The sequence below is a fragment of the Micromonospora sp. NPDC005413 genome, from assembly GCF_040606435.1.
Classification (GTDB): domain Bacteria; phylum Actinomycetota; class Actinomycetes; order Mycobacteriales; family Micromonosporaceae; genus Micromonospora.
Genome location: NZ_JBEXEV010000042.1, coordinates 25660 through 51002 on the forward strand (window position 1 = coordinate 25660; position 25343 = coordinate 51002).

Annotated in this window: 20 protein-coding genes and 1 pseudogene; 14 read left to right on the forward strand and 7 right to left on the reverse strand. The window is 72.5% G+C overall.

Going from position 1 to position 25343, the window contains the following annotated elements:
- Nucleotides 1-81: 81 nt before the first annotated feature.
- Complete coding sequence (locus ABZS37_RS29560; RefSeq protein ID WP_355174342.1) at nucleotides 82-879, reverse strand: site-2 protease family protein; 798 nt, start codon at nucleotides 877-879, stop codon at nucleotides 82-84.
- Entirely contained in the window at nucleotides 879-1079 is a 201-nt protein-coding gene (locus ABZS37_RS29565; protein ID WP_354994943.1) for a hypothetical protein, read from the reverse strand. Before ABZS37_RS29565 ends, ABZS37_RS29560 begins: the two co-directional genes overlap by 1 nt.
- A 146-nt stretch (nucleotides 1080-1225) precedes the next feature.
- On the opposite strand from ABZS37_RS29565, the pseudogene ABZS37_RS29570 reads away from it, so the two are divergent.
- The 4 genes and pseudogenes from ABZS37_RS29570 to ABZS37_RS29585 all read left to right on the forward strand — a co-directional run.
- Nucleotides 1226-2677, forward strand: a pseudogene (locus tag ABZS37_RS29570) (protein kinase); the annotation flags it as partial.
- Between the two features lie 434 nt (nucleotides 2678-3111).
- Nucleotides 3112-5070: a bifunctional adenosylcobinamide kinase/adenosylcobinamide-phosphate guanylyltransferase gene (locus tag ABZS37_RS29575; protein WP_355174344.1), complete on the forward strand. Its 1959-nt coding sequence runs from the start codon at nucleotides 3112-3114 to the stop codon at nucleotides 5068-5070.
- On the forward strand, nucleotides 5060-5833 hold the full coding sequence (locus ABZS37_RS29580) for an adenosylcobinamide-GDP ribazoletransferase (protein ID WP_355174346.1): 774 nt from the start codon (nucleotides 5060-5062) through the stop codon (nucleotides 5831-5833). The genes ABZS37_RS29575 and ABZS37_RS29580 overlap by 11 nt, the downstream gene beginning before the upstream one ends.
- A 65-nt stretch (nucleotides 5834-5898) precedes the next feature.
- Nucleotides 5899-7197, forward strand: coding sequence for a DUF2314 domain-containing protein (locus ABZS37_RS29585; protein ID WP_355174348.1), 1299 nt, complete (start codon nucleotides 5899-5901; stop codon nucleotides 7195-7197).
- A gap of 167 nt (nucleotides 7198-7364) precedes the next feature.
- On the opposite strand, the gene gcvT is transcribed toward ABZS37_RS29585, so the two are convergent.
- A complete protein-coding gene (gcvT, locus tag ABZS37_RS29590; RefSeq protein WP_355174350.1) occupies nucleotides 7365-8495 on the reverse strand; it encodes a glycine cleavage system aminomethyltransferase GcvT in 1131 nt (376 codons plus the stop codon).
- Between the two features lie 162 nt (nucleotides 8496-8657).
- Here gcvT and ABZS37_RS29595 point away from each other — a divergent pair, with 162 nt between their 5' ends.
- Nucleotides 8658-10232: a leucyl aminopeptidase gene (locus ABZS37_RS29595; protein ID WP_355174352.1), complete on the forward strand. Its 1575-nt coding sequence runs from the start codon at nucleotides 8658-8660 to the stop codon at nucleotides 10230-10232.
- Between the two features lie 51 nt (nucleotides 10233-10283).
- Here the strand turns inward: ABZS37_RS29595 and ABZS37_RS29600 are convergent, their stop codons facing one another.
- Nucleotides 10284-10613: a hypothetical protein gene (locus ABZS37_RS29600; protein WP_355174354.1), complete on the reverse strand. Its 330-nt coding sequence runs from the start codon at nucleotides 10611-10613 to the stop codon at nucleotides 10284-10286.
- A gap of 177 nt (nucleotides 10614-10790) precedes the next feature.
- Between ABZS37_RS29600 and lpdA the strand changes: the two genes are divergently transcribed.
- Together lpdA and sucB are read left to right on the forward strand one after the other, a co-directional pair.
- Entirely contained in the window at nucleotides 10791-12182 is a 1392-nt protein-coding gene (lpdA, locus tag ABZS37_RS29605) for a dihydrolipoyl dehydrogenase (RefSeq protein WP_355174356.1), read from the forward strand.
- Between the two features lie 65 nt (nucleotides 12183-12247).
- Nucleotides 12248-14092 carry a 2-oxoglutarate dehydrogenase, E2 component, dihydrolipoamide succinyltransferase gene (gene sucB / locus ABZS37_RS29610; RefSeq protein ID WP_355174358.1) on the forward strand — a complete coding sequence of 615 codons (1845 nt, stop codon included), beginning with the start codon at nucleotides 12248-12250 and terminating at the stop codon, nucleotides 14090-14092.
- A gap of 61 nt (nucleotides 14093-14153) precedes the next feature.
- On the opposite strand, the gene ABZS37_RS29615 is transcribed toward sucB, so the two are convergent.
- The gene (locus ABZS37_RS29615; protein WP_355174360.1) at nucleotides 14154-15089 is read right to left on the reverse strand and encodes an SDR family NAD(P)-dependent oxidoreductase; all 936 of its coding nucleotides are present in this window, start codon (nucleotides 15087-15089) and stop codon (nucleotides 14154-14156) included.
- A 154-nt stretch (nucleotides 15090-15243) separates the two neighbouring features.
- On the opposite strand from ABZS37_RS29615, the gene ABZS37_RS29620 reads away from it, so the two are divergent.
- Nucleotides 15244-16581 (forward strand): low temperature requirement protein A, encoded by a 1338-nt coding sequence (locus ABZS37_RS29620; RefSeq protein WP_355174362.1) that lies wholly within the window; start codon nucleotides 15244-15246, stop codon nucleotides 16579-16581.
- Nucleotides 16582-16673: 92 nt separating this feature from the next.
- Nucleotides 16674-17177 carry a hemerythrin domain-containing protein gene (locus ABZS37_RS29625; protein ID WP_355174364.1) on the forward strand — a complete coding sequence of 168 codons (504 nt, stop codon included), beginning with the start codon at nucleotides 16674-16676 and terminating at the stop codon, nucleotides 17175-17177.
- A gap of 12 nt (nucleotides 17178-17189) precedes the next feature.
- Here the strand turns inward: ABZS37_RS29625 and ABZS37_RS29630 are convergent, their stop codons facing one another.
- On the reverse strand, nucleotides 17190-17600 hold the full coding sequence (locus ABZS37_RS29630; protein ID WP_355174366.1) for a MerR family transcriptional regulator: 411 nt from the start codon (nucleotides 17598-17600) through the stop codon (nucleotides 17190-17192).
- Nucleotides 17601-17656: 56 nt separating this feature from the next.
- Here ABZS37_RS29630 and ABZS37_RS29635 point away from each other — a divergent pair, with 56 nt between their 5' ends.
- Nucleotides 17657-18655: an aldo/keto reductase gene (locus ABZS37_RS29635; RefSeq protein ID WP_355174368.1), complete on the forward strand. Its 999-nt coding sequence runs from the start codon at nucleotides 17657-17659 to the stop codon at nucleotides 18653-18655.
- Between the two features lie 142 nt (nucleotides 18656-18797).
- Nucleotides 18798-19697 (forward strand): TIGR01777 family oxidoreductase, encoded by a 900-nt coding sequence (locus tag ABZS37_RS29640; RefSeq protein ID WP_355174370.1) that lies wholly within the window; start codon nucleotides 18798-18800, stop codon nucleotides 19695-19697.
- An 86-nt stretch (nucleotides 19698-19783) separates the two neighbouring features.
- Here ABZS37_RS29640 and ABZS37_RS29645 read toward each other — a convergent pair whose 3' ends face one another.
- The gene (locus tag ABZS37_RS29645; protein ID WP_355174372.1) at nucleotides 19784-21037 is read right to left on the reverse strand and encodes a PHB depolymerase family esterase; all 1254 of its coding nucleotides are present in this window, start codon (nucleotides 21035-21037) and stop codon (nucleotides 19784-19786) included.
- A gap of 233 nt (nucleotides 21038-21270) precedes the next feature.
- On the opposite strand from ABZS37_RS29645, the gene ABZS37_RS29650 reads away from it, so the two are divergent.
- From ABZS37_RS29650 to lipB, 3 genes are all read left to right on the forward strand, one after another.
- Nucleotides 21271-23103: a DUF2079 domain-containing protein gene (locus tag ABZS37_RS29650; RefSeq protein WP_355174374.1), complete on the forward strand. Its 1833-nt coding sequence runs from the start codon at nucleotides 21271-21273 to the stop codon at nucleotides 23101-23103.
- A gap of 57 nt (nucleotides 23104-23160) precedes the next feature.
- A complete protein-coding gene (locus ABZS37_RS29655; RefSeq protein ID WP_355174376.1) occupies nucleotides 23161-24453 on the forward strand; it encodes a hypothetical protein in 1293 nt (430 codons plus the stop codon).
- A gap of 97 nt (nucleotides 24454-24550) precedes the next feature.
- On the forward strand, nucleotides 24551-25192 hold the full coding sequence (gene lipB, locus ABZS37_RS29660; RefSeq protein ID WP_355174378.1) for a lipoyl(octanoyl) transferase LipB: 642 nt from the start codon (nucleotides 24551-24553) through the stop codon (nucleotides 25190-25192).
- Nucleotides 25193-25343 lie beyond the last annotated feature (151 nt).

The window sequence follows — 25343 nt, forward strand, 5'->3', positions numbered from 1 at the left end:
GAGATCAACACGCAGCGATATGCCCTAGATCGACGGGGCGGGGGGCGGCGGGGCGGGGGCGGCGGGGCGGGGGCGGCGGGGTCAGCTTTGCCAGAAGCGGATTAGGTCTAGGCCTGTCGCGTAGAGCCACGACGGCAGGCCGAGCAGGTCACCGACCGCGAAGACACCGTCGAAGAACCAGCCGCCGATGCGCGGGTTCCACAGCAGCGCGAACAGCAGAATGAAACCGTACGGGGCGAACAGGTCGTACATCTTGCGCCACTGCGGGTTGAGCCACGGCTGGATCATGTTGCCGCCGTCCAGGCCGGGCACCGGCAGCAGGTTCAGCACACTGGCGGTGAGCTGCAGGAAGGCGAGCAGCGCCACGCCGGCCCAGAACTCCACCGGGCCACCCGACTGGGTGCCGATCCGCACGACCGCCACCAGCACCAGCGTGAACAACACGTTGGTGGCCGGGCCGGCGAGGCTGACCAGGGTGTGCCGCAGTCGACCCGGGATGGCGTGCCGGTCCACCCAGACCGCTCCGCCGGGCAGGCCGATGCCGCCGAGCAGCACCACCACCACCGGCAGCACGATCGACAGCAACGGGTGGGTGTACTTCAACGGGTTGAGCGTCAGGTAGCCGCGGTGGGCGATGTCCCGGTCGCCGGCCCGGTAGGCCACCACCGCGTGGGCGTACTCGTGCAGGCAGAGCGACACCAGCCAGCCGGACACCACGAAGAGGAACACGTTGAACCGGACGCTGCCGTAACCGTTCCAGGCCAGCACCCCGCTGACCGCGAAGAGGGCGACCAGGCCGAGGAAGACCGGGCTGGGCCGAAACGCCGCCCTGGGTACGCCGAGGACCAGCCCTTCGGCGCCCGGCCGGTCGTAGGCCATCACTCGGCCGTTGGCAGCAGGCTCATCCGGTACTCCACCCGGTCGTCCTCCAGGAGCGCGACCGAGGTGACGCCGGACGCCGCGAGCTCCCGCCAGCTCTGGCCGATCCAGGATTCGGCGTCGGCCTGGCTGCTGAACGACTCCGCCGGTCCTTCGATCGTCTGGCCATCCGTGCCCTCGTACCGCCAGCTCCACGCCATGCCGCGTCTCCCCTCGCCGCTGAAGTCCCCGTGGGACGAACCCTCGCCAGCGTAGTCGGCCCGGCGCGCAACGGCCGCTCGCTCGCCCTCGGCCGCTACCCACGGGTTGATCAATCTCCGTCGGCACCGGCCGGTACGGTGACCCGGTGCTGACACGGGGAGTGCTGCTCGGCGACCGGTACCGGCTGGGCGAGCGGGTGGCGACGGGCGGGATGGGCGCGGTCTGGCGCGGCACGGACGTGCTGCTGGAACGCGAGGTCGCGGTGAAGGTGCTGCTGCCCTCGCTGGTCGCCGACCCCGAGTTCACCGCGCGGTTCCGGGCCGAGGCGCGGATGCTGGCCGCGCTGCGGCATCCCGGCGTGGTCGCGGTGCACGACGTGGGGCAGGCCGAGCTCGCCGACGGCAGCCGGGTCGACTACCTGGTGATGGAGTACGTCGAGGGCGAGCCGTTGTCCGCCCGGGTACGCGCGGTGGGGCGGTTGGATCCGGCCACCACCATGTCGGTGCTGGCTCAGGCCGCGGACGCGCTGCACACCGCTCACCTCGCCGGCATCGTGCACCGGGATGTGAAGCCGGGCAACCTGCTGGTCAAAGCGGACGGCAGGGTGGTGCTGGTCGACTTCGGCATCGCCCGGTCCCGCAGCATGGCCGGGCTCACCGCCGCGAACATGGTGCTCGGCACCGCCTCGTACATGTCCCCCGAGCAAGCCACCGGGCAGCCGGTCTCGGCCGCCACCGACATCTACGCGCTCGGCGCGGTGGCGTACTTCTGCCTCGCCGAGCAGCCGCCCTTCCACGGCGACAACCCTCTCGCGGTGGCGCTGCGGCACGCTCAGGAGGATCCGGCGCCACTGCCGCCGGACACCCCACCGACGGTCGCCGCCCTGGTCGCCCGCGCGCTGGCCAAGCGTCCGTCGGACCGGTTCGGCAGCGCCGCTGAGCTGGCCGCTGCCGCCGCCGATGCCCGCGACGCGACCCTGGCCAGCATCCCGGTCGCCGCCCGGCCACCGTGGGCGGTGGCCGCTCCCACCCCCGGGACGCCGCCCTCAGCCCTTCCGGCCACCCCGGCCGCTACGCCGCCCGTCCCGATCCCCGTCCCGATCCCCGCGCCGCCGGCCGCATCGACGCCCTCAGCCGGGCCGAGGCCGACCGGGCAGCCCGCGCAGACCGGGGCCGCCGCCGTACGCGCGCCGGCGGGCTCCGCGGCCTCGTCGATGACGGGGCCGGGGTCGACCCGGGAGGACGTGTTCCGGAAGGGGTCGTCCGGCCGGCACCGGCGACTGCTGATCGGGGCCGGCGCGGTCGCTCTCGTAGCGCTGATCGTCGTGGCCGTGGCGGCTCTGCGGGCCGGCCAGGAGCCGGGTGGGACGGACCGTCCGCCGGCGCTGGCCGGCGAGTCGGCGTCGGCCGCGGACGTCCCGCTGCCGGTCGGGGACGCGGTCACCGGAGGGCCCCAGCCCAGCGGTACGCCGGTCGCCAGCCGCACCCCGTCTGCCGCGCCCACCGGCACTGGCGTCCAGCCCGGCGCGTCGACCAGCGGTGACCCGGCCCCAGGCACCACGGCACCCGGGAGCACGCCGACAGGGTCGGCCAGCAGCCGACCGACGCCCACCGGCAGCGCGGCTGGCCGGCCCAATCCGTACACGGCGGCGCAGGCGTGCGGCAGCGGCTACCAGGTGATCGACTCGGCGACGCTGACCAGCGGTGACGGCCACCGCAGGGGCCGGGTCTTCCTGATGTACCACTCGGGCACCGGCAACAACTGCGTGGTCACCCTCAAGGACACCGCGGTGGGCACGAAATCGGCGGCGTCGGCCTACCTGGAGGTGCAGGGGCGTGCCCGCAGCACCGACAAGGGGTCTTTCGACTACTACGCCGGGCCGGTGCGGGCCAGTGCCGCCGGCACGTGCGTGAAATGGGGCGGCGCCACCGGCGGGGTCAGTTACGGCAGCGGGTTCGAACACTGCGACTGAACAACGGCGAGCACCGGGCCGGCAGGCACCGGAACCTCCGGCGGCCTTAAGGTACGGGCATGTCCGTAGACGGGTGGAACACGGTCCTGGTGCTCGGCGGTATCCGGTCCGGCAAGTCCGAGTTCGCCGAGTCCCTGGTCGCCGACGCGCCAGTGGTCCGCTACCTCGCCACCGCGCCCGAGGGCGACCCGGAGGACACCGAGTGGGCGACCCGGCTGGCGGCGCACCGCGCCCGACGGCCAGGCAGCTGGACCACCGAGGAGACCGCCGCTGAGCCGCGGCGGCTGGCCGACGTGCTCGCGACCGCCGAACCCAACGAGACGCTGCTCGTGGACGACCTGGGCGGCTGGGTGACCGTGCTGCTCGACCCGGATCACCAGCCCGCCGACGACGTGGCGACGATCGCGGAGCTGGGTGAGGCGATCCGCACCTGCTCGGCGCGGGTGGTGCTGGTGAGCCCCGAGGTGGGGCTGTCGCTGGTGCCGACCACCCCTCTGGGTCGGGCGTTCACCGACGCGTTGGGCGCGGCCAACCGCACGGTCGCCGACGCCTGCGACGCGGTGGCGCTGGTCGTCGCCGGCCAGCCGGTCTGGCTGAAGCCGGTCGCCACCACGACCGTGCCGGCGGCCCCCGCTGCGACGACCGTGCCTTCGGCCACCGCGACCGCACCGGTCGTGGCGAGCCTGGGCGACGCCCAGCCCACCCCCGAGGTGCAGCTGCCCGACGTGCTGACCCACACGCCGCCGGCCGCCCCGAACCAGGAGCCCGGCAACCCGTGGGCCGCGCCGACCATGGCGCTGCCGATGGTGGCCACCGGGCTGGTCATCCAGCCGGGCATGGAGCTGCCGATGCCCGACGAGTACGCGGGCCCGCAGGCGGTGGACCGTCTGGCCACGCTGGACGTACCGGGCGCCGGGCTGGGCGTGCTGGACCGGGTGGTCGGCTTCGCCGCCACCACCCAGGGCACGTCGACCCCCCAGGCCTGGGGCTCGGTGCGGGTGCTGCTGCTGCACGGCGACCACGCCGGCGGGGCATCGGCCGGCACCGTCGCCGGTGAGTCGGCGCGCCGGGCCGCGCAGGCCCGCGCCGGCCAGGGCGCGTTGGCGCGGCTGGCCGCCGAGAGTGGCGCCAGCCTGCAGGTGGTGGACACTCCGGCCGCCGCGCCGATGGAGGACCAGCCTGCGCTCTCGCTGGAGCAGGTGGAATCCGCGCTGCGCTACGGCTGGCGGCTGGCCGAGCAGGCCGCCGACGCCGGCGTACAGCTGCTGGTGCTGGGGGCGTGCGGAGCCGGCACCGAGGCGGCGGCAGCGGCGGTGCTCGCCGCGACCGCGGGCGCGGAGCCGCCCGCCGTGCTGGGCCGGGTGATCACCGACTCCGGTGAGATCGACGACGCGGCGTGGATGATCCGCTGCGCGGCGGTACGCGACGCCCTGCACCGCACCCGCCGCTCGTCGCGCGGCGCCAAGGACATTCTGGCCGAGCTGGGCGGCGGCGACGTGGCGGTCGCCACCGGCGTGCTGCTCGGCGCCACGGCCCGCCGCGTGCCGGTGCTGCTCGACGGCCCGGTCGGGGTGGCCGCCGGCATGGTCAGCCGCGACCTGGCCGGGCAGGCACGGCACTGGTGCCTGCTCGCCGACCACGGCGGACACCCGGCGGTGCGGCTCGCCGCCGACGTGCTCGGCCTCACCCCGCTGTTCGACCTGCGGCTGGATCTCGGCGAGGGCGCGAACGCGCTGGTCGCGCTCCCGCTGCTGCGCTCGGTGCTGGCGCTGGCCGCCGCGCTGCCGGTTCACCCGTCGCTCGGTGGCGACGGGGAGCCGGACCAGGCCGCCGACGAGTCGGAGTCCACCGAGCCGGGCTTCCCGGACCCGGAGTACACCGAGCCGGGCTACACCGACCGGGAGTACGCCGAGCCGGGCTACACCGACCCGGAGTTCGCCGAGCCGGAGCCGGCCGGTCCGGGACCGGCCAGCACCGGGGCGGACGAACAGCCGGCGTCGGGCTGGCGTGCCGGCTGAGTCGCGGTTCCTCGCGGGAACCCGGCTGGCGGTCACCACGTTCACCACGCTGCCGGTGCGAGCCGGACGGATCGATCGCCCGGTGGCCGGCACCGCGATGGCACTCGCCCCGGTGGTCGGCGCGCTGCTCGGCGCGCTGCTGGCCGGCGTACTGCTGCTGGCCGGCGCGTTCGCTCCTCCGCTGGTGGCCGCCGGCGTGACGGTCGGCGCCGCCGCGCTGTTCACGCGAGGGCTGCACCTGGACGGGCTGGCCGACACCGTGGACGCGCTCGGCTCGTACCGCCGGGGTGCGGCCGCTTTAGAGATCATGAAAAAGCCGGACGTCGGCCCGTTCGGGGTGGTCGCCCTGGTGGTCGTACTTCTGGTGCAGGCGGCGGCGCTCGCGGACCTGGCGGGGCGGTCCTGGCCGGCGTGTCTCGCGGCGGTGGTCGCGGCGACCGCCGCCGGGCGGTTCGGCGTGACGGTGGCCTGCCGGCGGGGAGTGCCGGCGGCCCGGCCGGACGGGCTCGGCGCGCTGGTGGCCGGCACGGTCGGCCCGGTGGCACTGGCCGCCGGCGCGGTCGCCGTCGCGCTGCTGGCGGTGCCCGCGGTGCCGGGCCGCCCGTGGCAGGGGCCGCTGGCCGTCGCCGCCGCGCTCGCCGTCGCGGTGCCGCTGCTGACCCACGTGGTACGCCGACTCGGCGGGATAACCGGCGACGTCCTCGGCGCGACCGTCGAGGTGGTCACCACGCTGGTCTACCTGGGTCTGGTGCTGTCCGGCTGAACCGGGCGCGACGGGCCGGGTAGCGTTCGGCTCGACAGCACCGGCACGGCCACCGGGGGACCCCAATGCTCATCACGGACGACTTCCTGCCCGTACCGGTGCCGGAGTCGCTCAGCGCGACCTACCTGGTGCCGATGGCGGGGCTACCGAAGGTCAGCGCGAAGACCGCGGTGGCGGCACTGACCGGCCGGCTGGCCGAGCCGGTGCACGGGCTGGCCCGGCAGATGCTGGACAGCCCGCTGATGAGCGTGGACACCCGTCCCATCTCCGAGTTCCCCGAGCTGCCACCGGACCTGCTCACCGCGTTCGGCGCCACCGAGGAGCAACTGGCCCGGCTGGCCGCGGCGACCCACCTGGTGGTCGTTCAGGCCGAGTACCGGCCCGGCTGGCCGCCCGCGCACGAGTGGGCGGCCCGAGCGGTCGCGGCTGCCGTGGCGGAATCCGTCGGCAGCGACGTGGTGGACGTCTTCGGCCTGCAGTTCCTCGACCCGGCGACCGCGCTGCGGTCACTCCCCGACGAGCAGGGCCGCATCCGGCTGGTCGACTGGGTGCTGGTGCCGTACTCCTCGGACACTGAGGGGCTGTGGTTCACCACCAAGGGGCTGCGCCGCTTCGGGCTGCTGGAGTTGCAGACCCAGGGGGTGCCCGACCACCTCACCCGCGCCTGGGGTGCGGTGATGACCGGTGCGGCACGCCGGCTGCTGCGGGACTGGACCGACGGGCTCACCGGCGAGGAGGTGCCGGCGTTCGTGCAACTGCCGGTGCTGGCCACGGTCACCGGGCACGACATCGCTGTGGCGTACGGCAACCCGGAGCAGCACGGCGCCACCGCCCCGGTGCTGCTGCGCCTGGAACTGGACCCGGCCACCGACCCGGAGGCCGACTCGTTCCTGAGCCTGCGCCCGCCGGTCGGGCACCCGGGTCCGGACGGGCGCTACTACGCCGCCGCCTGCGCCACGTTGTTCTCCGGGATCCAGCCGGACGTGCGCTACGCCCGCTCCGGCGACGCGATGAGCCGGGCGGTCGCCACCGCCCGGGCCGCGCTGGGTGACGCGCGGGCCCGGTTCGTCGCCGGCCAACTTCCCGCGGAGTCGCAGCTGGTGGTCAAGTACGGCCTGCCCGGCGACGACGGCCCGGAGTACGTCTGGGCGGGCGTCACCTCATGGGAGACCTCGGAGCGGATCGTCGGCGTGAGCGCCAGCGACGCCGCCACCGACCCGGCGGTCCGGATCGGCGCGCCCGTGGTGGTCGAGGCGACCGAGGTGGTCGACTGGGCGGTGCTGGACGCCACCGGCGTCATCGAGGGCGGCTGGACGCAAGCGGTCCTGGACTCCGGCGAACCCCCAACCCCCAAAGCCCCCTAACCCCGCACCCCTCGCACCCCTCGCACCCCTAAAGCAACCCCCTGTTGATCAAGAGGTTTGCGTCAGAATTCCGCGCGAGAATGACGCAAACCTCTTGATCAACAGGGTTGACGGCGGGGTGGGGCCTGGGAGGGGGTGGGGGTGGGGGTGGGGGGGTGTGGGGTGGGTTACTTGACTGAGGGGTTGACGAAGGGGGGTTTTGTCAACTTTAGGGGGGCTCGGCGGCCTCGGATGTCGATCTCGACCTCGTCGCCGTCGGCCAGGTTGGCGTCGGTGTTCAGCAGGGCCAGCGCGATGCCCTGCTTCCTCGTCGGGCTGAAGGTGCCGCTGGTTACCGTGCCGACCTGGGTGTCGCCGACGTGCAGGGTCATCCCGGGCCGCGGAATGGCCCGGTCGACGGCCACCAGGCCGCGCAGCGTACGCCGGGGGCCGGCGGCCTTCTCGGCGAGCAGCGCGTCGCGCCCCCAGAAGGCCGGCTTGTCCCAACCGACCGCCCAGCCGGAGCGGGCCTGCACCGGGCTGATGTCCAGGGAGAGGTCCTGCCCGTGCAGCGGGTAGCCCATCTCGGTACGCAGCGTGTCCCGGGCGGCCAGGCCGCAGGCGCGCAGCTCGAACGCCGCACCGGCGGCGAAGAGCGCGTCCCAGACGGTCACCGCGTGCTCCGCCGGCACCACCAACTCGTAGCCCAGCTCGCCCGTGTAGCCGGTTCGGCAGACGGTCAGCTCCACCCCGGCCAGGCTCGCGGCGGAGAAGCTCATGTAGCCGTGCTCGGTGGGCAGGTCGAGGGCGGCCAGCAACTCGGCCGAGCGGGGGCCCTGCACGGCGAGCACCGCGTACGCCTCGTGTTCGTCGGTGACGGTGACCTGCGCGGGCGCGGCGGCGCGCAACCGGCGCACCACCTCGGTGGTGTTCGCCGCGTTCGGGATGAGGAAGACGTGGTCCTCGGCGTACAGGTAGGCGATGATGTCGTCCACCACACCGCCGGTGGCGTCGTCGCAGCAGAGCGTGTACTGCGCCCGCCCCGGGCCGATCCGGCCGAGGTCGTTGCTGAGGCAGGCGTTGACGAAGTCGGCCGCGCCGGGGCCGCTCACCCGGACCTTACCCAGGTGCGACACGTCGAAGACTCCGACCGCGCCCCGCACCGAGGTGTGCTCCTTGAGCACCCCGCCGCCGGCGTACTCCAGCGGCATCTCCCAGCCCCCGAAGGGGGCGAACTTGGCGCCGGCGGCGAGGTGCCGCTCGTGCAGCGGGGAACGGCGCAGCCGGGTCGCGGCGGCGTCGGAGGTCACGTCGGTCATGGGTGGCAACTTACCGGGGGCAACGTAGCTGGTTAGCATCGGCGGGAGCCCGCTGGCGCTGTCGGCGGGACAGCCATGACGTCCGGCGGGTAGGTTCCGCCGGAGACCTTCACCGCTGGTACGCGACGCCGCGACCGGCCCGGCCCGCCCGGAGTAGCTTCAGTGACTTCACCCCGCACCACCAACCTGAGCCTGGTCGACACCGACCCGGCCGAGCTCGCCGTCGACGCGATCGTGATCGGCGTGCACAGCCAGACCGGAGAGCAGGGCGCCACCAGCGGCCTCGCCGGCACCCTGCTGCTCGCCAGCGGCGCGGAGAGCATCGCCGTCGCGTTCGACGGCAAGCTGACCGAGACCCTGGCGCTGCTCGGCGCGACCGGTGGGCCGGGTGAGGTCATCAAGCTGGCCACGCTGGGCACCGTGACCGCCCCGCTGGTCGTCGCGGTCGGGCTCGGCCCGGAGCCGTTGGGAGCCGCCCCGGCCCCGGAGACGCTGCGCCGGGCCGCCGGTTCGGCGATCCGAGCCCTGGCGGGGGCGCCGAAGGTCGCGCTGGCCATGCCGCTGCCGGACGACGAGGACGCCTCGGCCGCGCTGCGCGCGGTCGCCGAGGGTGCGCTGCTCGGCGGGTACCGGTTCGCCGGCTACAAGACCCGCCCCCAGCCGACCCGGCGGGAGCCGGTGGCCGAGGTGCTCATCGCGGTGCCGGACGCCAGCGACGCGGGCGCCCAGGCGGAGGTCACCCGGGCGCAGGTGGTGGCGGGCGCGGTCCGGCTCAGCCGGGACTGGGTGAACACCGCGCCGAACGAGCTGCGTCCGCCGTCGTTCGCCGACGCGGTCGTCGGCGCCGCCCGTGACGCGGGCCTCGATGTCGAGGTGCTGGACGAGGCGGCGCTGGCCGCTGGCGGGTACGGCGGCATCGTCGCGGTCGGGCAGGGCTCGGAGGCTCCGCCGCGGCTGGTGAAGCTGACCTACACCCCGCAGGGCGGCGGCAACGGCAAGCGCGTCGCGCTGGTCGGCAAGGGCATCACCTTCGACACCGGTGGCATCTCGATCAAGCCGGCGCAGGGCATGTGGGAGATGAAGTCCGACATGGCCGGCGCGGCGGCGGTGGGCGCGGCCATGCTGGCGATCGCCGCGCTCAAGCCGGCGGTGACGGTCAGCGCCTACCTGCCGATGGCGGAGAACATGCCGTCGGGCACCAGCTACCGGCCGGGTGACGTGATCACCATGTACAACGGCAAGCGGGTCGAGGTGCTCAACACCGACGCCGAGGGCCGGATGATCCTGGGCGACGCCATCGCCCGCGCCTGCGAGGACGGCACGGACTACCTGTTCGAGACGTCCACGCTGACCGGCGGTCAGGTGATCGCGCTCGGCAAGCGGATGGCCGGCGTGATGGGCACTCCGGAGCTGTGCGAGCGGGTCCGGACGGTCGGCGACTCCGTCGGCGAGCCGGCCTGGCCGATGCCGCTGCCGGACGACGTGCGCAAGGGCATGGACTCCGACGTGGCGGACATCTCGCAGGTCAACGCGGGGATGGACCGGGCCGGGCACATGCTGCAGGGCGGGGTGTTCCTGCGCGAGTTCGTGACCGACGACGTGGCCTGGGCGCACATCGACATCGCCGGGCCGGGTTACCACTCCGGTGAGCCGGCCGGCTACTGGACCAAGGGCGGCACGGGCGTCCCGGTCCGCACCCTCGTCCAACTCGTCGAGGACGTCGCGACCAACGGCTGACGGACGTGCGGAGGGGCCCCGGCGTTGACGCCGGGGCCCCTCCGCGCATCTTCAGTACCGCTCGGGGCGACGCTTGCGGCGCTCGTTGAAGTCGCGCATCCGCTGCGGGTAGCCCATCAGCCGGACGTCATACACCGGGATGCCCATCCGGTACGCGAATCGTCGGGCGCCGTCCGGGCCGTCGATGCGGCGACGGGTCCACTCCCCGTCGTCGGCGATCAGGATCACCGTCGTCTCCGTCACCGTCGTGCGCGGCTCGATGAACGCCTCGACGCCACGCCGGCTCCGGATGAAGTTCTCCAGATGGTCGAGGTCGCCACGATCGGCCGCACGGTCATGGCTCGGCACACCCGCCTGTTTGCGGCGCCGGAACAACCCCACAGACCACTCCCCCACGTTGCGTCATCGACAAGGATGCCAAGGGTACGTCTCGTGGACGTGTCGTTGGGCACCTCAGTACGTACCCTGTGCCCAGTGGTGACAAGATGACCGAGGTGGGGTGTGTCCGTGTTACACCTCCGTGACCCCCGAAGCAGCGACGCGACCTGGGAGTTGAGCGTGAGCGAGCCGAACGAAGCGACCTTCGACATCGTCATTCTCGGAGGTGGCAGCGGCGGCTACGCGACGGCCCTGCGCGCCGCCCAGTTGGACCTCTCCGTCGCGCTGATCGAGAAGGGCAAGCTCGGCGGGACCTGCCTGCACAACGGCTGCATCCCGACGAAGGCACTCCTGCACGCGGCCGAGATCGCCGACCAGGCCCGCGAGTCGGAGCAGTTCGGTGTGAAGGCCGAGCTGATCGGCATCGACATGGCCGGCGTCAACTCGTACAAGGACGGTGTGATCTCCCGCCTGTACAAGGGTCTGCAGGGCCTGGTGGGCGGCTCGAAGAACATCACCTTCGTCGCGGGCGCCGGCAAGCTGGTCGGCAAGAACGTGGTCGAGGTGGACGGCAAGCGCTACACCGGCCGCAACGTGGTCCTGGCCTCCGGCTCGTACGCCAAGAGCCTGCCCGGCCTGGAGGTCGACGGCGAGCGGATCATCACCAGCGACCACGCCCTCACGATGGACCGGGTGCCGTCGTCGGTGATCGTGCTCGGTGGCGGCGTCATCGGCGTCGAGTTCGCCAGTGTGTGGAAGTCCTTCGGTGTGGACGTGACGATCGTCGAGGCGCTGCCCCGACTGGTCGCCGCCGAGGACGAGGAGTCGTCGAAGGCGCTGGAGCGGGCGTTCCGCAAGCGGAAGATCAACTTCAAGGTCGGCAAGCCGTTCGAGAAGGTCGAGAAGACCGAGAGCGGCGTCAAGCTCACCATCCAGGGCGGCGACACCGTCGAGGCGGAGCTGCTGCTCGTCGCCGTCGGTCGCGGCCCGAACACCGCCAACCTCGGGTACGAGGAGCAGGGCGTCACGATGGACCGCGGCTACGTGCTGACCGACGAGCGGCTGCGCACCAGCGTGCCGAACGTCTACGCGGTCGGCGACATCGTGCCCGGCCTCCAGCTCGCGCACCGAGGCTTCCAGCAGGGCATCTTCGTGGCCGAGGAGATCGCCGGCCAGACCCCCGCCGTGATCGACGAGGTCGGCATCCCGCGGGTCACCTACTGCGACCCGGAGCTGGCGTCGGTGGGTCTCACCGAGGCGAAGGCCAAGGAGCAGTACGGCGCCGACAAGGTCCAGTCGTACAACTACCCGCTCGGTGGTAACGGCAAGAGCCAGATCCTCAAGACCACCGGCTTCGTGAAGCTGGTCCGGGTGGAGGACGGCCCGGTGGTCGGCGTGCACATGGTCGGCGCCCGGGTGGGTGAGCTGATCGGTGAGGCGCAGCTCATCTACAACTGGGAGGCCTACCCGGCGGAGGTCGCCCAGCTCGTGCACGCCCACCCGACTCAGAACGAGGCCCTGGGCGAGGCGCACCTGGCCCTCGCCGGCAAGCCGCTGCACTCGCACGCCTGATCATCCAACCGCGGCGTCCGGCGACGGGCGAAGATCCCACCAGGGGAATGAAGGAGTCTCAGAAAATGCCGGTATCGGTCACCATGCCCCGGCTCGGCGAGAGCGTCACCGAGGGCACCGTCACGCGCTGGCTCAAGCAGGAGGGCGACACGGTCGAGGTCGACGAGCCCCTCCTCGAGGTCTCGACCGACAAGGTCGACACCGAGATCCCGTCGCCCGCGGCGGGTGTGCTGAGCCGGATCGTCGTCGGCGAGGACGAGACTGCCGAGGTCGGCAGCGAGCTGGCCGTCATCTCCGGTGAGGGCGAGTCGACCGGCGGTGGCGAGGCCGCCCCGCAGGAGGAGGCCCCGGCCGAGTCGGTCGAGCCGGCCGCCGAGCCGACCGCCGCCGCCGAGGGCACCGCCGACCAGGTGGCCCAGGACGACGTGGCCCAGGATGAGGCCCCGGCCCCGGCCGCCGCCGGTTCGGGCGAGGGCACCGCGGTGAAGATGCCGGCCCTGGGTGAGAGCGTCACCGAGGGTACGGTCACCCGCTGGCTCAAGCAGGTCGGCGAGACCATCGAGGTCGACGAGCCGCTGTTGGAGGTCTCCACCGACAAGGTGGACACCGAGATTCCGTCTCCGGTCGCCGGCACGGTGCTGGAGATCAAGGTCGCCGAGGACGAGACCGCCGCGGTCGGCGCCGACCTGGCGATCATCGGTGCCGCTGGCGGGGCTCCCGCCCAGGCGGAGCCCGAGCCGAAGCCCGAGCCGAAGGCGGAGGCCAAGCCGGCGCCCAAGCCCGAGCCGAAGCCTGCGCCGAAGGCCGAGGAGCCGACGCCGGGCATGTCGTACAACGAGCCGGCCGCCGAGACCGAGAGCTCGTCGCAGCCGGTGAAGACCGAGCAGGCCTCGCAGCCGGCCGCGCCGGCCGCGACGCCGCCGCGCCCGTCCGCCCCGGCTCAGGGTGGCGGCGAGGAGGCCGCTGGGTACGTCACTCCGCTGGTGCGCAAGCTGGCCAGCGAGCACGGCGTCGACCTGTCCACGCTCAACGGCACCGGCGTGGGTGGCCGGATCCGCAAGCAGGACGTGCTGGAGGCTGCCGAGAAGGCGAAGGCGGCCCAGGCCGCTCCCGCCGCTCCGCAGCCTGCTGCCGCGCCGTCGGCGGCTCCGGCCAAGCCGGCCGCAAAGCCGCAGCCGAGTGGCAAGCGGGGCACCACCGAGAAGCTCCCCCGCATCCGCAAGGCCATCGCCAAGCGGCTGCACGAGTCGCTGCACGAAATGGCGCAGCTCACCACGGTGGTCGAGGTGGACGTCACCCGGGTCGCCAAGCTGCGGGCGCAGGCGAAGGACTCCTTCCAGCAGCGGCACGGCGTGAAGCTGTCGTTCCTGCCGTTCTTCGCCCTCGCCGCGGTCGAGGCGCTCCAGACGTACCCGGTCGTCAACGCCCGGATGGATCTGACCGAGGGGACGATCACCTACCCGGACGCGGAGCACCTCGGCATCGCCGTGGACACCGAGCGTGGGCTGTTGACGCCGGTCATCCACAACGCCGGTGACCTCAACCTGGGCGGCATCGCCAAGCGGGTTGCCGACCTGGCGGAGCGGACCCGCACCAACAAGGTCAGCCCGGACGAGCTCGCCGGGGCGACCTTCACGCTGACCAACACGGGCAGCCGGGGTGCGCTCTTCGACACCCCGATCGTGCCGTCGCCGCAGTCGGCGATGCTCGGCACGGGTGCCGTGGTCAAGCGGCCGGTCGTGGTCAACGATCCGGAGCTGGGCGAGGTCGTCGCGGTCCGGTCGATGGTCTACCTGGCTATGTCCTACGACCACCGCCTGATCGACGGCGCCGACGCGGCCCGCTTCCTGTCTGCGGTCAAGGAGCGGCTGGAGGCCGGCAACTTCGAGTCGGAGCTGGGCCTGGCCTGATCTGCACCAACGCCGAAGGGCGCCCCGGTCGTCGACCGGGGCGCCCTGTCGTCTGCGATTCTCAGCTCTTCAACAGCGTGGTCGAGACCTGCCAGAGCTGCTCGGCGGCCTCCGGGTCCAGCGCGTACGGTGCGACGCCCTTCCGCTCGCCGGGCTGGACCAGGCCGGCTTCCTGGTTGTCCTCGAAGTACCGACCACCCACCCCGTCGAGCAGCGGCGAGGCGGCGACCAGGACCGAGGTCGAGGCACCCTGCTCGACGGTCTTCCACGCCGCCGCGTTGCCCGCGCGGAGCCGGTTCAGCTCCTCCTCGCTGACATAGCGCTGCAGGTTGGTCTGGATCGCGCCGGGCATCAGCGCGTTGGCCGTGATGCCGTCGTCGGCCCAGCGCCGGGTCGCCTCCACGGCGAACAGCACGTTGGCCGTCTTGGACTGCCCGTACGCCTGCCACGGCTCGTACTCCCGGCTGTCGTACTGGATGTCCTCGAAGACCACCGGTGAGCGCAGGTGGGCGGCGGAGCTGACCGAGACGATCCGGGCCCCGTCGCCGGCGGCGAGCGACGGGCGCAGCCCGGTGGCGAGCGCGAAGTGTCCCAGGTGGTTGGTGGCGAACTGCATCTCCCAGCCCTGCGGGGTCCGGGTCAGGGGTGCGGCCATGATGCCGGCGTTGTTGACCAGGACGTGCAGCGGGCCGTCCCAGTTGGCCACGAAGTCGGCGACCGAGTCCTGGTCGGCGAGATCGAGCGGGGCTACCAGGATGCGATCGTTGCCGGTGGTGCCGGTGATGTCGTCGGCGGCCTTCTGGCCGGCGTCGGTGTTGCGGACGGCCAGGGTCACCTCCGCGCCGGCGCTGGCGAGGGCGCGGGCGGTCTCCACGCCGATGCCGGACGACCCGCCGGTGACGATCACCCGCCGGCCGCCGAGGTCCACGCCCTGGACCACGTCCATGGCGGTGGATTCGTGCGTGAACGGTGTGATGATCGGGTTGCTCGTCGTCATTGTCCATCCTTGTCCGGGGTGAGGCGGACCGACCGGCCCGCTGCTGGAGGCCGCAGTCTCGGTGTTTTCCCGCCTCGGGCCGGTGGTAACGCTCGGCAGCATCGCCATCGCCGTTCGGGCCTCCGACCAGGCCGGACGCTGCCAGAGTGGGACGGTGGGCGGCTACCGGCGGGGTGGACAGCTGGGACCGGCCGTCCCGATCGCTCCCGGTGCCCGGGTGGACAAGTTCGAGGTTTTCTTCGACCTGGTCTTCGTCTTCTCGTTCTTCATCATCACCCGGGCGACCGCCGCGAACATCTCCGGACGGCAACTGCTGCACGCCGGCCTGGTGCTCGCCGTGCTCTGGTGGATCTGGGTGGTGCACAGCCTGGTCGCCACCCGGGTCCGGCTCGGCGAGGGCTATGTCCCGGTGCTCATGGTGATCGCGATGGCCGCCCTGTTCGCGTTCGCGCTGGCGCTGCCGCAGGCGTTCAGCGACCCGAAGGGGAGCGCCGGCGGCCCGATGCTGGTGGCCGTCAGCTACGTCGTGGTCCGGGCCGTCCACATGATCCTCTATCAGCATGTGGTGCGGGACAGCCCGCAGGAGCGCCGGCAACTGCGGCGGTTCGCCCCGGAGTTGGGGGTGAGCATCGTGCTTCTGCTGGCTGCCGCGCTGATCCCGCCGCAGATCACCAACCCGGACGACGCCGCCATGGTCCGCGACGGGCTGTGGATCGCCGTGGTGGTGGTGCAGTACGCCACCGGCTTCATCGTCGGCACCTGGGGCTGGGGGGTGACCAGCGCTGAGCACTGGACGGAGCGCTACGACCTCATCCTGATCATCGCGCTGGGCGAGTCCGTGATCTCCACGGGCGTGGGCGGCAACCTGCTCGGCAAGCCGGTCACCTGGCCCGCGGTGGCGGCTGCCACGCTCGGCATCGTGGTCACCGCCGCCCTGTGGTGGGCGCACTTCGACTTCATCGGGCCAGCCGCCCGGATCGCCCTGCACGCGGCGGAGGGTGAGCCCCGGGTGGCGATGGCTCGCGACGCGTACGCGTACCTCTACCTGCCGATGATCGCCGGGGTGATCCTCTTCTCGATCGGCAACGAGGAGATCCTGCACAAGGTCACCGACCCGGCTGGCGGAATCACCGAACGGGTCGAGGGACCGGCCGTGCCGATGCTCTTCGGTGGGCTGATCTGCTACTTCACCGTCAACATGCTGTTCCAACTACGTACCCTGCACACCGTCAGCTGGACCCGCGTCGGCGTCGTCGTGGTGCTCGCGGTGGCCCTCCCGATCGGTCAGCACCTGCCGGCGCTGGGCACGCTCATCCTCGCGACCGTGATCTGCGTGGGGCTGGTGGCCGTCGAGGTGCTGGTGATGTCGAATTCCCGGCACGCGCTGCGGGCCGCCGTCTTTCAGGAGCGGACCACCCACGAAGCCCACGAGGCCGCCTGGCGTGCGCGCTGGCACGACGTGCGGGAGCCCGACGAGCCGACCACGCCGTAACCCCGTCGGGATAGACTCCGGCGCAGCGTCGCGGTGCACCCGGCACGAAGGCCGCCGTGGGCATGGAGGCGCGGGGACAGCATGGGACAAACGTGCACCCAACCGATTCACCGGCCGGTCGGCTCGCCGCCGTCGGCAATCAGATGATCGAGATCCACCTCTGGCTCAGCGCGGAACTGGCCCGTCTCAGGGAAAGCCTCGACACCACGGGCGACGCACGCCCGTCCCGGGACCTGCGGGCGCACTGCCTGACCTTCTGCGCCGCCCTCGGCCGACACCACACCGGTGAGGACGGCGGCGCGTTCCGGCTACTGGCCGACCAGATCCCCGAGCTGCGCCCGGTCATCGCGAACCTGATCGTCGACCACGAGGTGGTGGCGGGGATCCTGGAGCGGGTCGAGGCGCTGCTGGCCGGCGACACGCCAGTGCCGCTCGCTCGGGTGCGCGCCGAGCTGGACGGGTTGGCCGCGCTGCTGGAGTCGCACTTCCGCTACGAGGAGAAGCGACTGGTCACCGCGCTGAACGCGCTCACCGGTCGACCCGGAACGGCCGAGGAACTCCTCGGCCTGACCGCGCCGCCGCACGGCGCCGGCTGACGGCTGTCCCGTTCAGACCCCGGGACGGGTGGCTTCCGTGGCCTGCTCGGCCTCCCGCTCCTGGCTGGGCAGCCGCTCGTAGAAGCGGATCTTCTCCCGGAGGTGGTCGTACTGGCGCTGGAGCAGGCGCATCTGGTCCTCGACCCGCGCCGCGTGGTGTTGCAGCAGCTCGCGCCGCTCGTCGGCGGTGTGCTCGCCCTCGCGGGCCAGAGACGCGTAGCGGCACATGTGGGCGATCGGCATCCCGGTGTCGCGCAGGCAGCGGAACAGCAGCAGCCAGCTCAGGTCATCGTCGGTGAAGACCCGCTGCCCGCCCGCCGTGCGTCCCACGTCGGCGAGCAGACCGATCTTCTCGTAGTACCGCAGGGTGTCGAGGCTGAAGCCGCTGCGGCGGGCGGCCTCCGAGGGGGCGTAACCGCTCATGTCCCGAGATGATAGTGCTTGACCTGGAGCGCACTCCAGGTTGGAGGCTGGTCACCATGACGACGACACGGACGCTGGGACGCAGCGGCATCGAGGTGAGCGCGATCGGGATGGGGTGCTGGGCGATCGGCGGCCCGCTCTGGGGCGACGACGGGCAACCGTTCGGCTGGGGCGAGGTGGACGACGACGAGTCGATCCGCACCATCCACCGGGCGCTCGACCTCGGGGTGACCCTGTTCGACACGGCCAGCAACTACGGCGCCGGGCACAGCGAGCAGATCCTCGGCCGGGCCCTGGCCGGCCGGCGGGACAGCGCGGTGATCGCCACCAAGTTCGGCAACGTCAGTGAGGAGGCCACCCGGCGGGCACTCGGCACCGACGCCAGCCCCGCCTTCGCGGTGCGCAGCCTGGAGGATTCGCTGCGCCGGCTCGGCACCGACCACGTGGACCTCTACCAACTGCACATCAACGACCTGCCGGTGCCCGCCGCGCTCGATCTGGTCGGCACCCTGGAGGACCTGGTCGCCCAGGGCAAGATTCGCGCGTACGGCTGGAGCACCGACGACCCCGCCTCGGCGGAGGCGTTCGCGGCTGCCGGCCCGCACTGCGCCGCCATTCAGCACGACGAGTCGGTGCTGCGCGACAACGCGGCGGTGCTGGCGGTCTGCGACGGCTATGACCTGGCCAGCCTCAACCGCGGGCCGCTGGCGATGGGTCTGCTCACCGGGTCGACCCGGGCGGTCGGCGCGGACGACGTGCGCGGCCGGGCGCCCGAGTGGCTGGAGTGGTTCACCGACGGCCGCCCGACGCCGCGCTGGGCGGCCCGGGTCGATCAGGTCCGGACGGCACTCACCGCCGACGGGCGAACCCTCGCGCAGGGCGCGCTGGGCTGGCTGCTGGCCCGCAGCCCGCGTACCGTCCCGATCCCCGGCCTGCGCACCGTGGCCCAGGCCGAGGAGAACCTGACAACCCTGCAGCAAGGCCCGCTGAGCCCCGAGTCATACGCCGAGGTGGAACGACTACTAGCCGATCTACGCCCGGCCCACACGGCCTAACCCCCACCCAACCCCGCCGATCTTGCAGTTGCTGTCCCAACAGAACGGATTTACCTGGGCAGAACGGCGACACGAAGTGCAAGATCGGCGAGGAGTGGGCCGGGGCGCGTCCGTGGGCGGCGTTCTGGGCGAAGATGTGGGCATGCGGATCCTTCTGGCCGGCGCGTCCGGCTTCCTCGGCACCCGGCTGGCCGACCGGCTCACGGCTGACGGGCACCAGGTCACCCGGTTGGTTCGTCGCGCGCCGCGCGCGCCGCAGGAGCGACGGTGGGACCCCGCCGCCGGGCAGCTCGACCCGGCCGCGGTCGCCGAGGCGGACGCGGTGGTCAACCTGGCCGGCGCGGGCGTCGGCGACAAGCGCTGGAACGACGGCTACCGGCGGTTGATCCGCACCAGCCGGGTGGACAGCACCACCACGCTGGCGACCACCCTCGCCGGGCTTCCCGCCGCCGAGCGCCCCCGGGTGCTGCTCAACTCGTCGGCCGTGGGTTGGTACGGCAACACCGGCGACCGGGTGGTCGAGGAGGACGCGCCGGCCGGCGAGGGTTTCCTGGCCGACGTCTGCCGGGTGTGGGAGGCCGCGACCCGACCGGCCGAGGACGCCGGGGTACGGGTGGTACGTCTACGCACCGGCCTACCGCTGCACCGCGACGGCGGGCTGCTCAAGCCGCAGCTGCTGCCGTTCAAGCTGGGCATCGCCGGCCGGTTGGGCAGCGGCCGGCAGTGGCTGCCGTGGATCTCGATGGCCGACTGGCTGGAGGCGATCCGCTTCCTGCTGGACCGCGACGACATCGCCGGCCCGGTCAACGTGGTGGGACCGAACCCGGTGACCAACGCCGAGTTCACCCGGGAGCTGGCCCGGCAGTTGCACCGGCCGGCGATCGTCCCGATCCCCGCGCTGGCGCTCAAGGTGGCCCTCGGCGGCTTCGCCCACGAGGCCCTCACCAGCACCCGAGTCCTGCCCGGCGTCCTGACCCGGGCCGCCTACCCCTACCGCCACCCCAACCTACCCAGCGCCCTCCAGGCGGCCCTCAACCCCTGACAGCCTTGTTGATCAAGAGGTTTGCGTCAGAATCCGGCTTCAGGATGACGCAAACCTCTTGATCAACAGGCTCAGAGGTGGGTGGGTTAGCAGCCGATTACCCAGTAGTTGGGGGCGGTCTGCTTGAGGGCGCTGGTGTAGAAGGTGTTGTAGAGGCCCATCCGCTGGTTGGAGCCGTTCGCGTAGGCGTAGCCGCCCGACTGGTACGCCCGGCCGGCGATGACGTGTGCGTAGTTGCTGGCGGTCACGCAGACCGGCGGCGTGGTCGGGGTTGGGGTCGGCGTCGGGGTGGCCGTTGGGGTGGGGGTTGGGGTGGGCGTGGCCGTCGGGGTTGCGGTCGGGGTGGGGGTGGGGGTGGTGCCGCCGCTGTTCAGGCCGAAGAAGAGCGCGTCGCGGTACGTCGAGCAGATCGTGTCCAGGAAGTAGGCGGCGGCGGTGCCACACTGCTCGGCCCCGGAGCCCGGGTCGACCGGGGTGCCGTGGCCCATCCCGGAGACCCGGTAGAGCCGCACGTCGTCGTTGCCGTACACCTCCAGGCTGGTGTTGCCGGGCAGCGACGAGGTGCTGCTCGGGGTCTGCGAGACCCCCCGCACGTTGGTCCACTGGTCGCGGGACTCGGTGCCGTTGAGCGGGGTGACCGTCGTGTCCGAGGTGCCGTGCCAGATGGCCACCCGGGGCCGGGGGCCGCTGTAGCCGGAGTACGCGCCACGGACCAGGTCGCCCCAGGCCGCCGGGGTCTTGTCCGAGCCCGGGTTCATGCAGCTGAACGCGTTGACCATGCTGGTGGCGCAGCGGTACGGGATGCCCGCGATGATCGATCCAGCGGCGAAGACGTCCGGGTAGGTGGCCAGCATGACCGCGCTCATCGCCCCACCCGCGGAGAGACCGCTGACGAAGACCCGGGATCCGTTCACCCCGAAGTTCGTTTTGGCGTGGTCGACCATCTGCTTGATCGACAGCGCCTCGCCCTGACCCCGGGCGGTGTCTCCGGCCTCGAAGAAGTTGAAGCAGGAGTTGGCGTTGTTGCCGGAGGGCTGCTGGGCGACGATCAGGGCGAACTTCCACTGGTCGGCGTACTTCTGCCACCCGGAGTTGGCGAAGTAGCCGGAGGCGTTCTGGGTGCACCCGTGCAGCAGCACGACCGCCGGGGAGTTGGCCGGCAGGCTGTCCGGTCGGTAGGCGTACATGGCGAGGTTGCCCGGGTTGGAGCCGAACCCGGTGACCTGGGTGAGGGTGGCCGCCTGGGCGGGTGCGGCGATGGCGACCGCGCCCGCTGCGGCGAGGACGAGCCCGGCGACCGCACCGATCAGCCGGGTGAGAGTGGACGAGGAGCGGCGCACGGACGGCCTCCTGAGGGGCGGACTGTGAACTGGGTCACGGTCGAATTGCCGTGACGTTACGACGATGTGTCGCCGCTATGACATGGGGCACAGTCACACATTTACGACCACCGTTGTGTACGTCAGACCATCGACTGTCAAGCAGGTGCCCTCCTCTACCTCAGGCGATAACAGGGGTCCCCTCCTTGCATGTATGACCGGCCCGCCCAGGTCCGGTTGGTAACGTCCGCTGCGTGCCGTCCTCCCCATCTCTGGCCACCGAGCCCGCACCCGGCTCACCGCCGCGCGTCGCCCGGGACCGCCGCGCCGACCTGATCGTCGCGCTGGTGGCGCTCGCGCTCGCCCTCTGGGTGACCAGTGGGCTGTGGCGGGACCCGAACACCCGGACCATCACCGTCAACTCCAGCGACCAGGCGCTCTTCGAGTGGCTGCTGGCCTTCGGCGGGCACGCGGTCACCCACGGGGAGAACCCGCTCTTCACGAACCTGATCAACGTCCCGGACGGCGTGAACCTCGCGGTCAATACCTCGATCACGGTGTACGCGGTGGTCTTCGCCCCGCTCACGTACCTGATCGGGCCACCGGCGACGTTCCTGGTGATCCTCACCCTGAACCTGCTCGCCACCGCGCTGACCTGGTACTGGCTGCTCTCCCGGCACCTGGTCCGCAGCCGGCTGGCTGCTGGGATCGGCGCCCTGTTCATCGCCTACTCCCCCGGCATGGTCTCGCACGCCAACGCTCACCTGAACTGGACCGCCGGCTGGCTGGTGCCGCTGCTGATCTGGCGGCTGTTCGCGCTGCGCCGTCCAGGGCACTGGCTTCGCGACGGAGTGATCCTCGGCGTACTGGTGGCGGTGGCCTTCTCGATCGCCGCCGAAGGGCTCTTCTTCGCCGCGGTGGCGCTCGGGTTGTTCGTCGCCATCTGGGCACTGCACCCGGTCAACCGGGCCGAGGCACGCGCCGCACTGCCCACCTTCCTGCGCGGGCTCGGGGTGACCGCCGTGGTGGCCGGCGTGCTGCTGTCGTACCCCCTGTGGTTGCACTTCGCCGGGCCACAACGGTTCCACGGCACCGGCTTCGACCCGCTGGTCCACTCCGAGGACATCGCGGCGTTCGCCGCCTTCCCGCGCCGTTCGCTGGCCGGCGAGGCCGGGCTGGGCACCGCACTGGCGCCGAACCCGACCGAGGAGAACTCGTTCTTCGGCATCCCCCTGCTGGTGCTCACCGTCGTCTGCTTCGTCGCGCTCTGGCGGAAGGCCGACGCGAGCCGCCGGGCCACCCTCTGGGCGCTGGGCGCCCTCGCGCTGATCTTCACGGTGCTCTCCTTCGGCCCGGTCGCCAAGGTCGACGGGCGACGCACCGATCTGCCCATGCCGTTCGACCTACTCGCACAACTACCGGTGGTGAACGCCGCGCTGCCGGCCCGGCTGGCCCTGGTGGTCGCGCCGGTGATCGGGCTGTTGCTGGCGTACACCGTCGATCAGCTCCGCGCCGCGCCGCCCCGGCACCGCTCCACGGAGCTGGCCTGGGCACTCGGGTTCGTGATCGCCCTGGTTCCGCTGCTGCCCACCCCGCTGCTCACCGACGAGCGGGAGCCCATCCCGCGGTTCATCACCTCCGGCACCTGGCGTGATTACGTCTCACCGGGCGGGGTGCTCACCCCGTTGCCGCTGCCCGTGGACATCTACCCGGACGGCCAGCGCTGGCAGGCGTACGCGTTGTCGCACCGGCAGGGCGAGTTCGCCATTCCGGGCGGCTTCTTCCTCGGCCCCGGCGGGCCGGACGGGCGCGGCCGGATCGGCCCGGTGCCGCGCACCCTGAGCGCGTTGATGGACCAGGCCGGCCGTACCGGGATGGTGCCGATCGTCACCGACGGGACCATCCGGGAGGTCCGCTCCGACCTGCAGCACTGGCAGATCGAGACGGTGGTGCTCACCGACCAGGTGCACGGCGCGAAGTTCGAGGTCGACGAGGAGGCGCTCCGGCGTACCGCCACCGCCCTGTTCGGCGAGCCGCAGCGGGTCGACGACGTCTGGGTCTGGCGCATCCCGCCGGCAGACCGATAGGCGGCGGCGCGACCGACCGGGGCATCGGGACCCGCCCTCGTCGCGTTTAATCGGGTGATGCGAGAGACCGGCAGGCGACTGTGGCGCGGCGCTGCCGTCGGCGTCGCGCTGGCGCTCGTGGCGCTCAGTGCGCCAGCCGCCACCGCCTCCAACGGCGCGGCCTCCGACAGCGCGGCCAGCGGTGACACGACCGGCGCGGTGCCGTCCCGGGTGCACGATCCGTGGCTGTGGCAGGCCACCGTCGGGCAGCGGCCTGCCGGCCCGGCCGCGCTCGTGTTCTTCACCGACCGCACCCGCTACTTCGAGTCGACCGGGGCGCTGGTCGACCGGGACGGCGCATACCGGCTGATCCCGCTGCACATCGGCGAGGGGCATGGGCTGCTATCCCCCGACGGGCGGCACTACCTGCGGCCACGCTCCGGCGAGTTGCTGGACCTCACCACCGGCCGGCAGCGCCGCACCATGAGCCCCGGGGTGGGCCCACTGGCGTGGTCGCCGGACGGGCGGCGCGTGCTCGGCACCCGTGACAACGACGACACAGTGATCACCTACGGACCGGACAACCAACAGCTCAACAACCCGGAAAAGCCCGACGACCTGCTCGTCATCGACCCGTACCAGGGCACCGAGCAGGTCGTCGCGGCCGGCACCTTCGCCGCCCACCACGCGGCGGCCTGGTCGCCCGGTGGCGACGTCGTGGCGGTGACCGGTCCCCCCGACGTGACCGCGTCGCTAGCCGAACGACAGCGGCTGGTCGTCATCGACCCGGTCGGCGGCGGCATTCGCTGGCAGGTCGACCTGGGCGATCGGCGGATGCTGGCCGGCCCGGCCGCCTGGCACCCGGACGGCCGGCGGATCGCGCTCCTTGCCTTCGACGGCTGTGCGGGGCCCAGGTGCACGACGGAGCAGACGGTGGCGCGGACCATGCGGATCGAGTTCCTGGACGCCACTACCGGCCGAGCCGTCGGCCAGCCACTGCCGGTCGCCGCCTCGACCAACAAGATCGTCGGTTGGCGCGGCCACGACCCGGTGGTGCAGGAGGTCAGCGGGACGGAGGCCGACACAGACCGGCAGGCCATCCTCGCCGCGCTGCTGCCCGGTGGCCGCCGAGAGGTGCTGGTGACCGCACCGGCCGGGTCGACCGACCTGGCGGTGCCGGGTGACCTGCTGACCCGGGCCGCGTTCGGTGGTCCGGAGCCCCGTCCGTCACCGTTCGCCGCCCCGCTCTGGCTCTACCTCGCGCTGGCCGTGCCGACGCTGCTCGCCATCGCCCTGCTCGTCCGCCGTCGGCACCGGCGCGGTTCCGCCGCCAACGCGGACCCCGGCCTGACGCCCGACCCCGCGGCCTGACGCCCGCCGACAGCGGGCCCCACGACCAGGGGTGGCCACACCCTGGTGAGGCGGCTCACCAGCGATCTTCGCCGGTCACGGGACTACGCTGAAGGACGTGACGACGAGGACCTCCGGCCTGACGGCCGTCCGTGCCGGCCTGCTCAACTACCAGGCCGCCTGGGACGAGCAGCGGCGCCTGCACGAGTCGGTGGTGGCTGGCGAGCGCGGCGACACCGTGCTGCTGCTGGAGCACCCGAGCGTCTACACCGCGGGCAAACGCACCGAGCCGTGGGACCGGCCGACAGACGGCACCCCGGTCGTCGACGTCGACCGTGGCGGCAAGATCACCTGGCACGGGCCGGGGCAGCTCGTCGGCTACCCGATCCTGCGGCTGCCCGACCCGGTGGACGTGGTCGCCTACGTCCGCCGCACCGAAGAGCTCCTGATCGACGTGTGCGCCGAGTTCGGGCTGGCCGCCGGCCGGGTCGAGGGGCGCAGCGGGGTCTGGGTGCCCGCAGACGACCGGGGGCCGGCCCGCAAGGTAGCCGCCATCGGCATCCGGGTGGCCCGGGGCGTCACCCTGCACGGCTTCTCGATCAACTGCGACTGCGACCTGACGTCCTTCGACCGGATCGTGCCGTGTGGCATCCGGGACGCCGGCGTCACCTCGCTAACCGCCGAGCTGAACCGCCCGATCACCGTCGCCGACGTCCTCCCAGTGGTCGAGCGCCGACTGTCCACCCTGACCGAGGTCTAAACACCGACCGGCCCCGCCGGCCCCGCCGGCCCCGCCGGCCCCGCCGGCCCCGCCGGCCCCGCCGATCTAGGGACTATCGTCGCTAGTTGATCTCCAAACACGACGATCTGCCCTAGATCGGCGGGGCGGGGGGCGCGGGGGCGGGGGCCGG

What these genes read in the sequence shown, in the direction of transcription:
- ABZS37_RS29630 (WP_355174366.1), bottom strand. Translation starts at nt 17,600, where the DNA reads ATGAGCGGTTACGCCCCCTCGGAGGCCGCCCGCCGCAGCGGCTTCAGC.
- ABZS37_RS29585 (WP_355174348.1), top strand. Translation starts at nt 5,899, where the DNA reads ATGCTCATCACGGACGACTTCCTGCCCGTACCGGTGCCGGAGTCGCTC.
- sucB (WP_355174358.1), top strand. Translation starts at nt 12,248, where the DNA reads ATGCCGGTATCGGTCACCATGCCCCGGCTCGGCGAGAGCGTCACCGAG.
- ABZS37_RS29640 (WP_355174370.1), top strand. Translation starts at nt 18,798, where the DNA reads ATGCGGATCCTTCTGGCCGGCGCGTCCGGCTTCCTCGGCACCCGGCTG.
- ABZS37_RS29615 (WP_355174360.1), bottom strand. Translation starts at nt 15,089, where the DNA reads ATGACGACGAGCAACCCGATCATCACACCGTTCACGCACGAATCCACC.
- ABZS37_RS29575 (WP_355174344.1), top strand. Translation starts at nt 3,112, where the DNA reads ATGTCCGTAGACGGGTGGAACACGGTCCTGGTGCTCGGCGGTATCCGG.
- ABZS37_RS29565 (WP_354994943.1), bottom strand. Translation starts at nt 1,079, where the DNA reads ATGGCGTGGAGCTGGCGGTACGAGGGCACGGATGGCCAGACGATCGAA.
- ABZS37_RS29560 (WP_355174342.1), bottom strand. Translation starts at nt 879, where the DNA reads ATGGCCTACGACCGGCCGGGCGCCGAAGGGCTGGTCCTCGGCGTACCC.
- ABZS37_RS29635 (WP_355174368.1), top strand. Translation starts at nt 17,657, where the DNA reads ATGACGACGACACGGACGCTGGGACGCAGCGGCATCGAGGTGAGCGCG.
- ABZS37_RS29655 (WP_355174376.1), top strand. Translation starts at nt 23,161, where the DNA reads ATGCGAGAGACCGGCAGGCGACTGTGGCGCGGCGCTGCCGTCGGCGTC.
- gcvT (WP_355174350.1), bottom strand. Translation starts at nt 8,495, where the DNA reads ATGACCGACGTGACCTCCGACGCCGCCGCGACCCGGCTGCGCCGTTCC.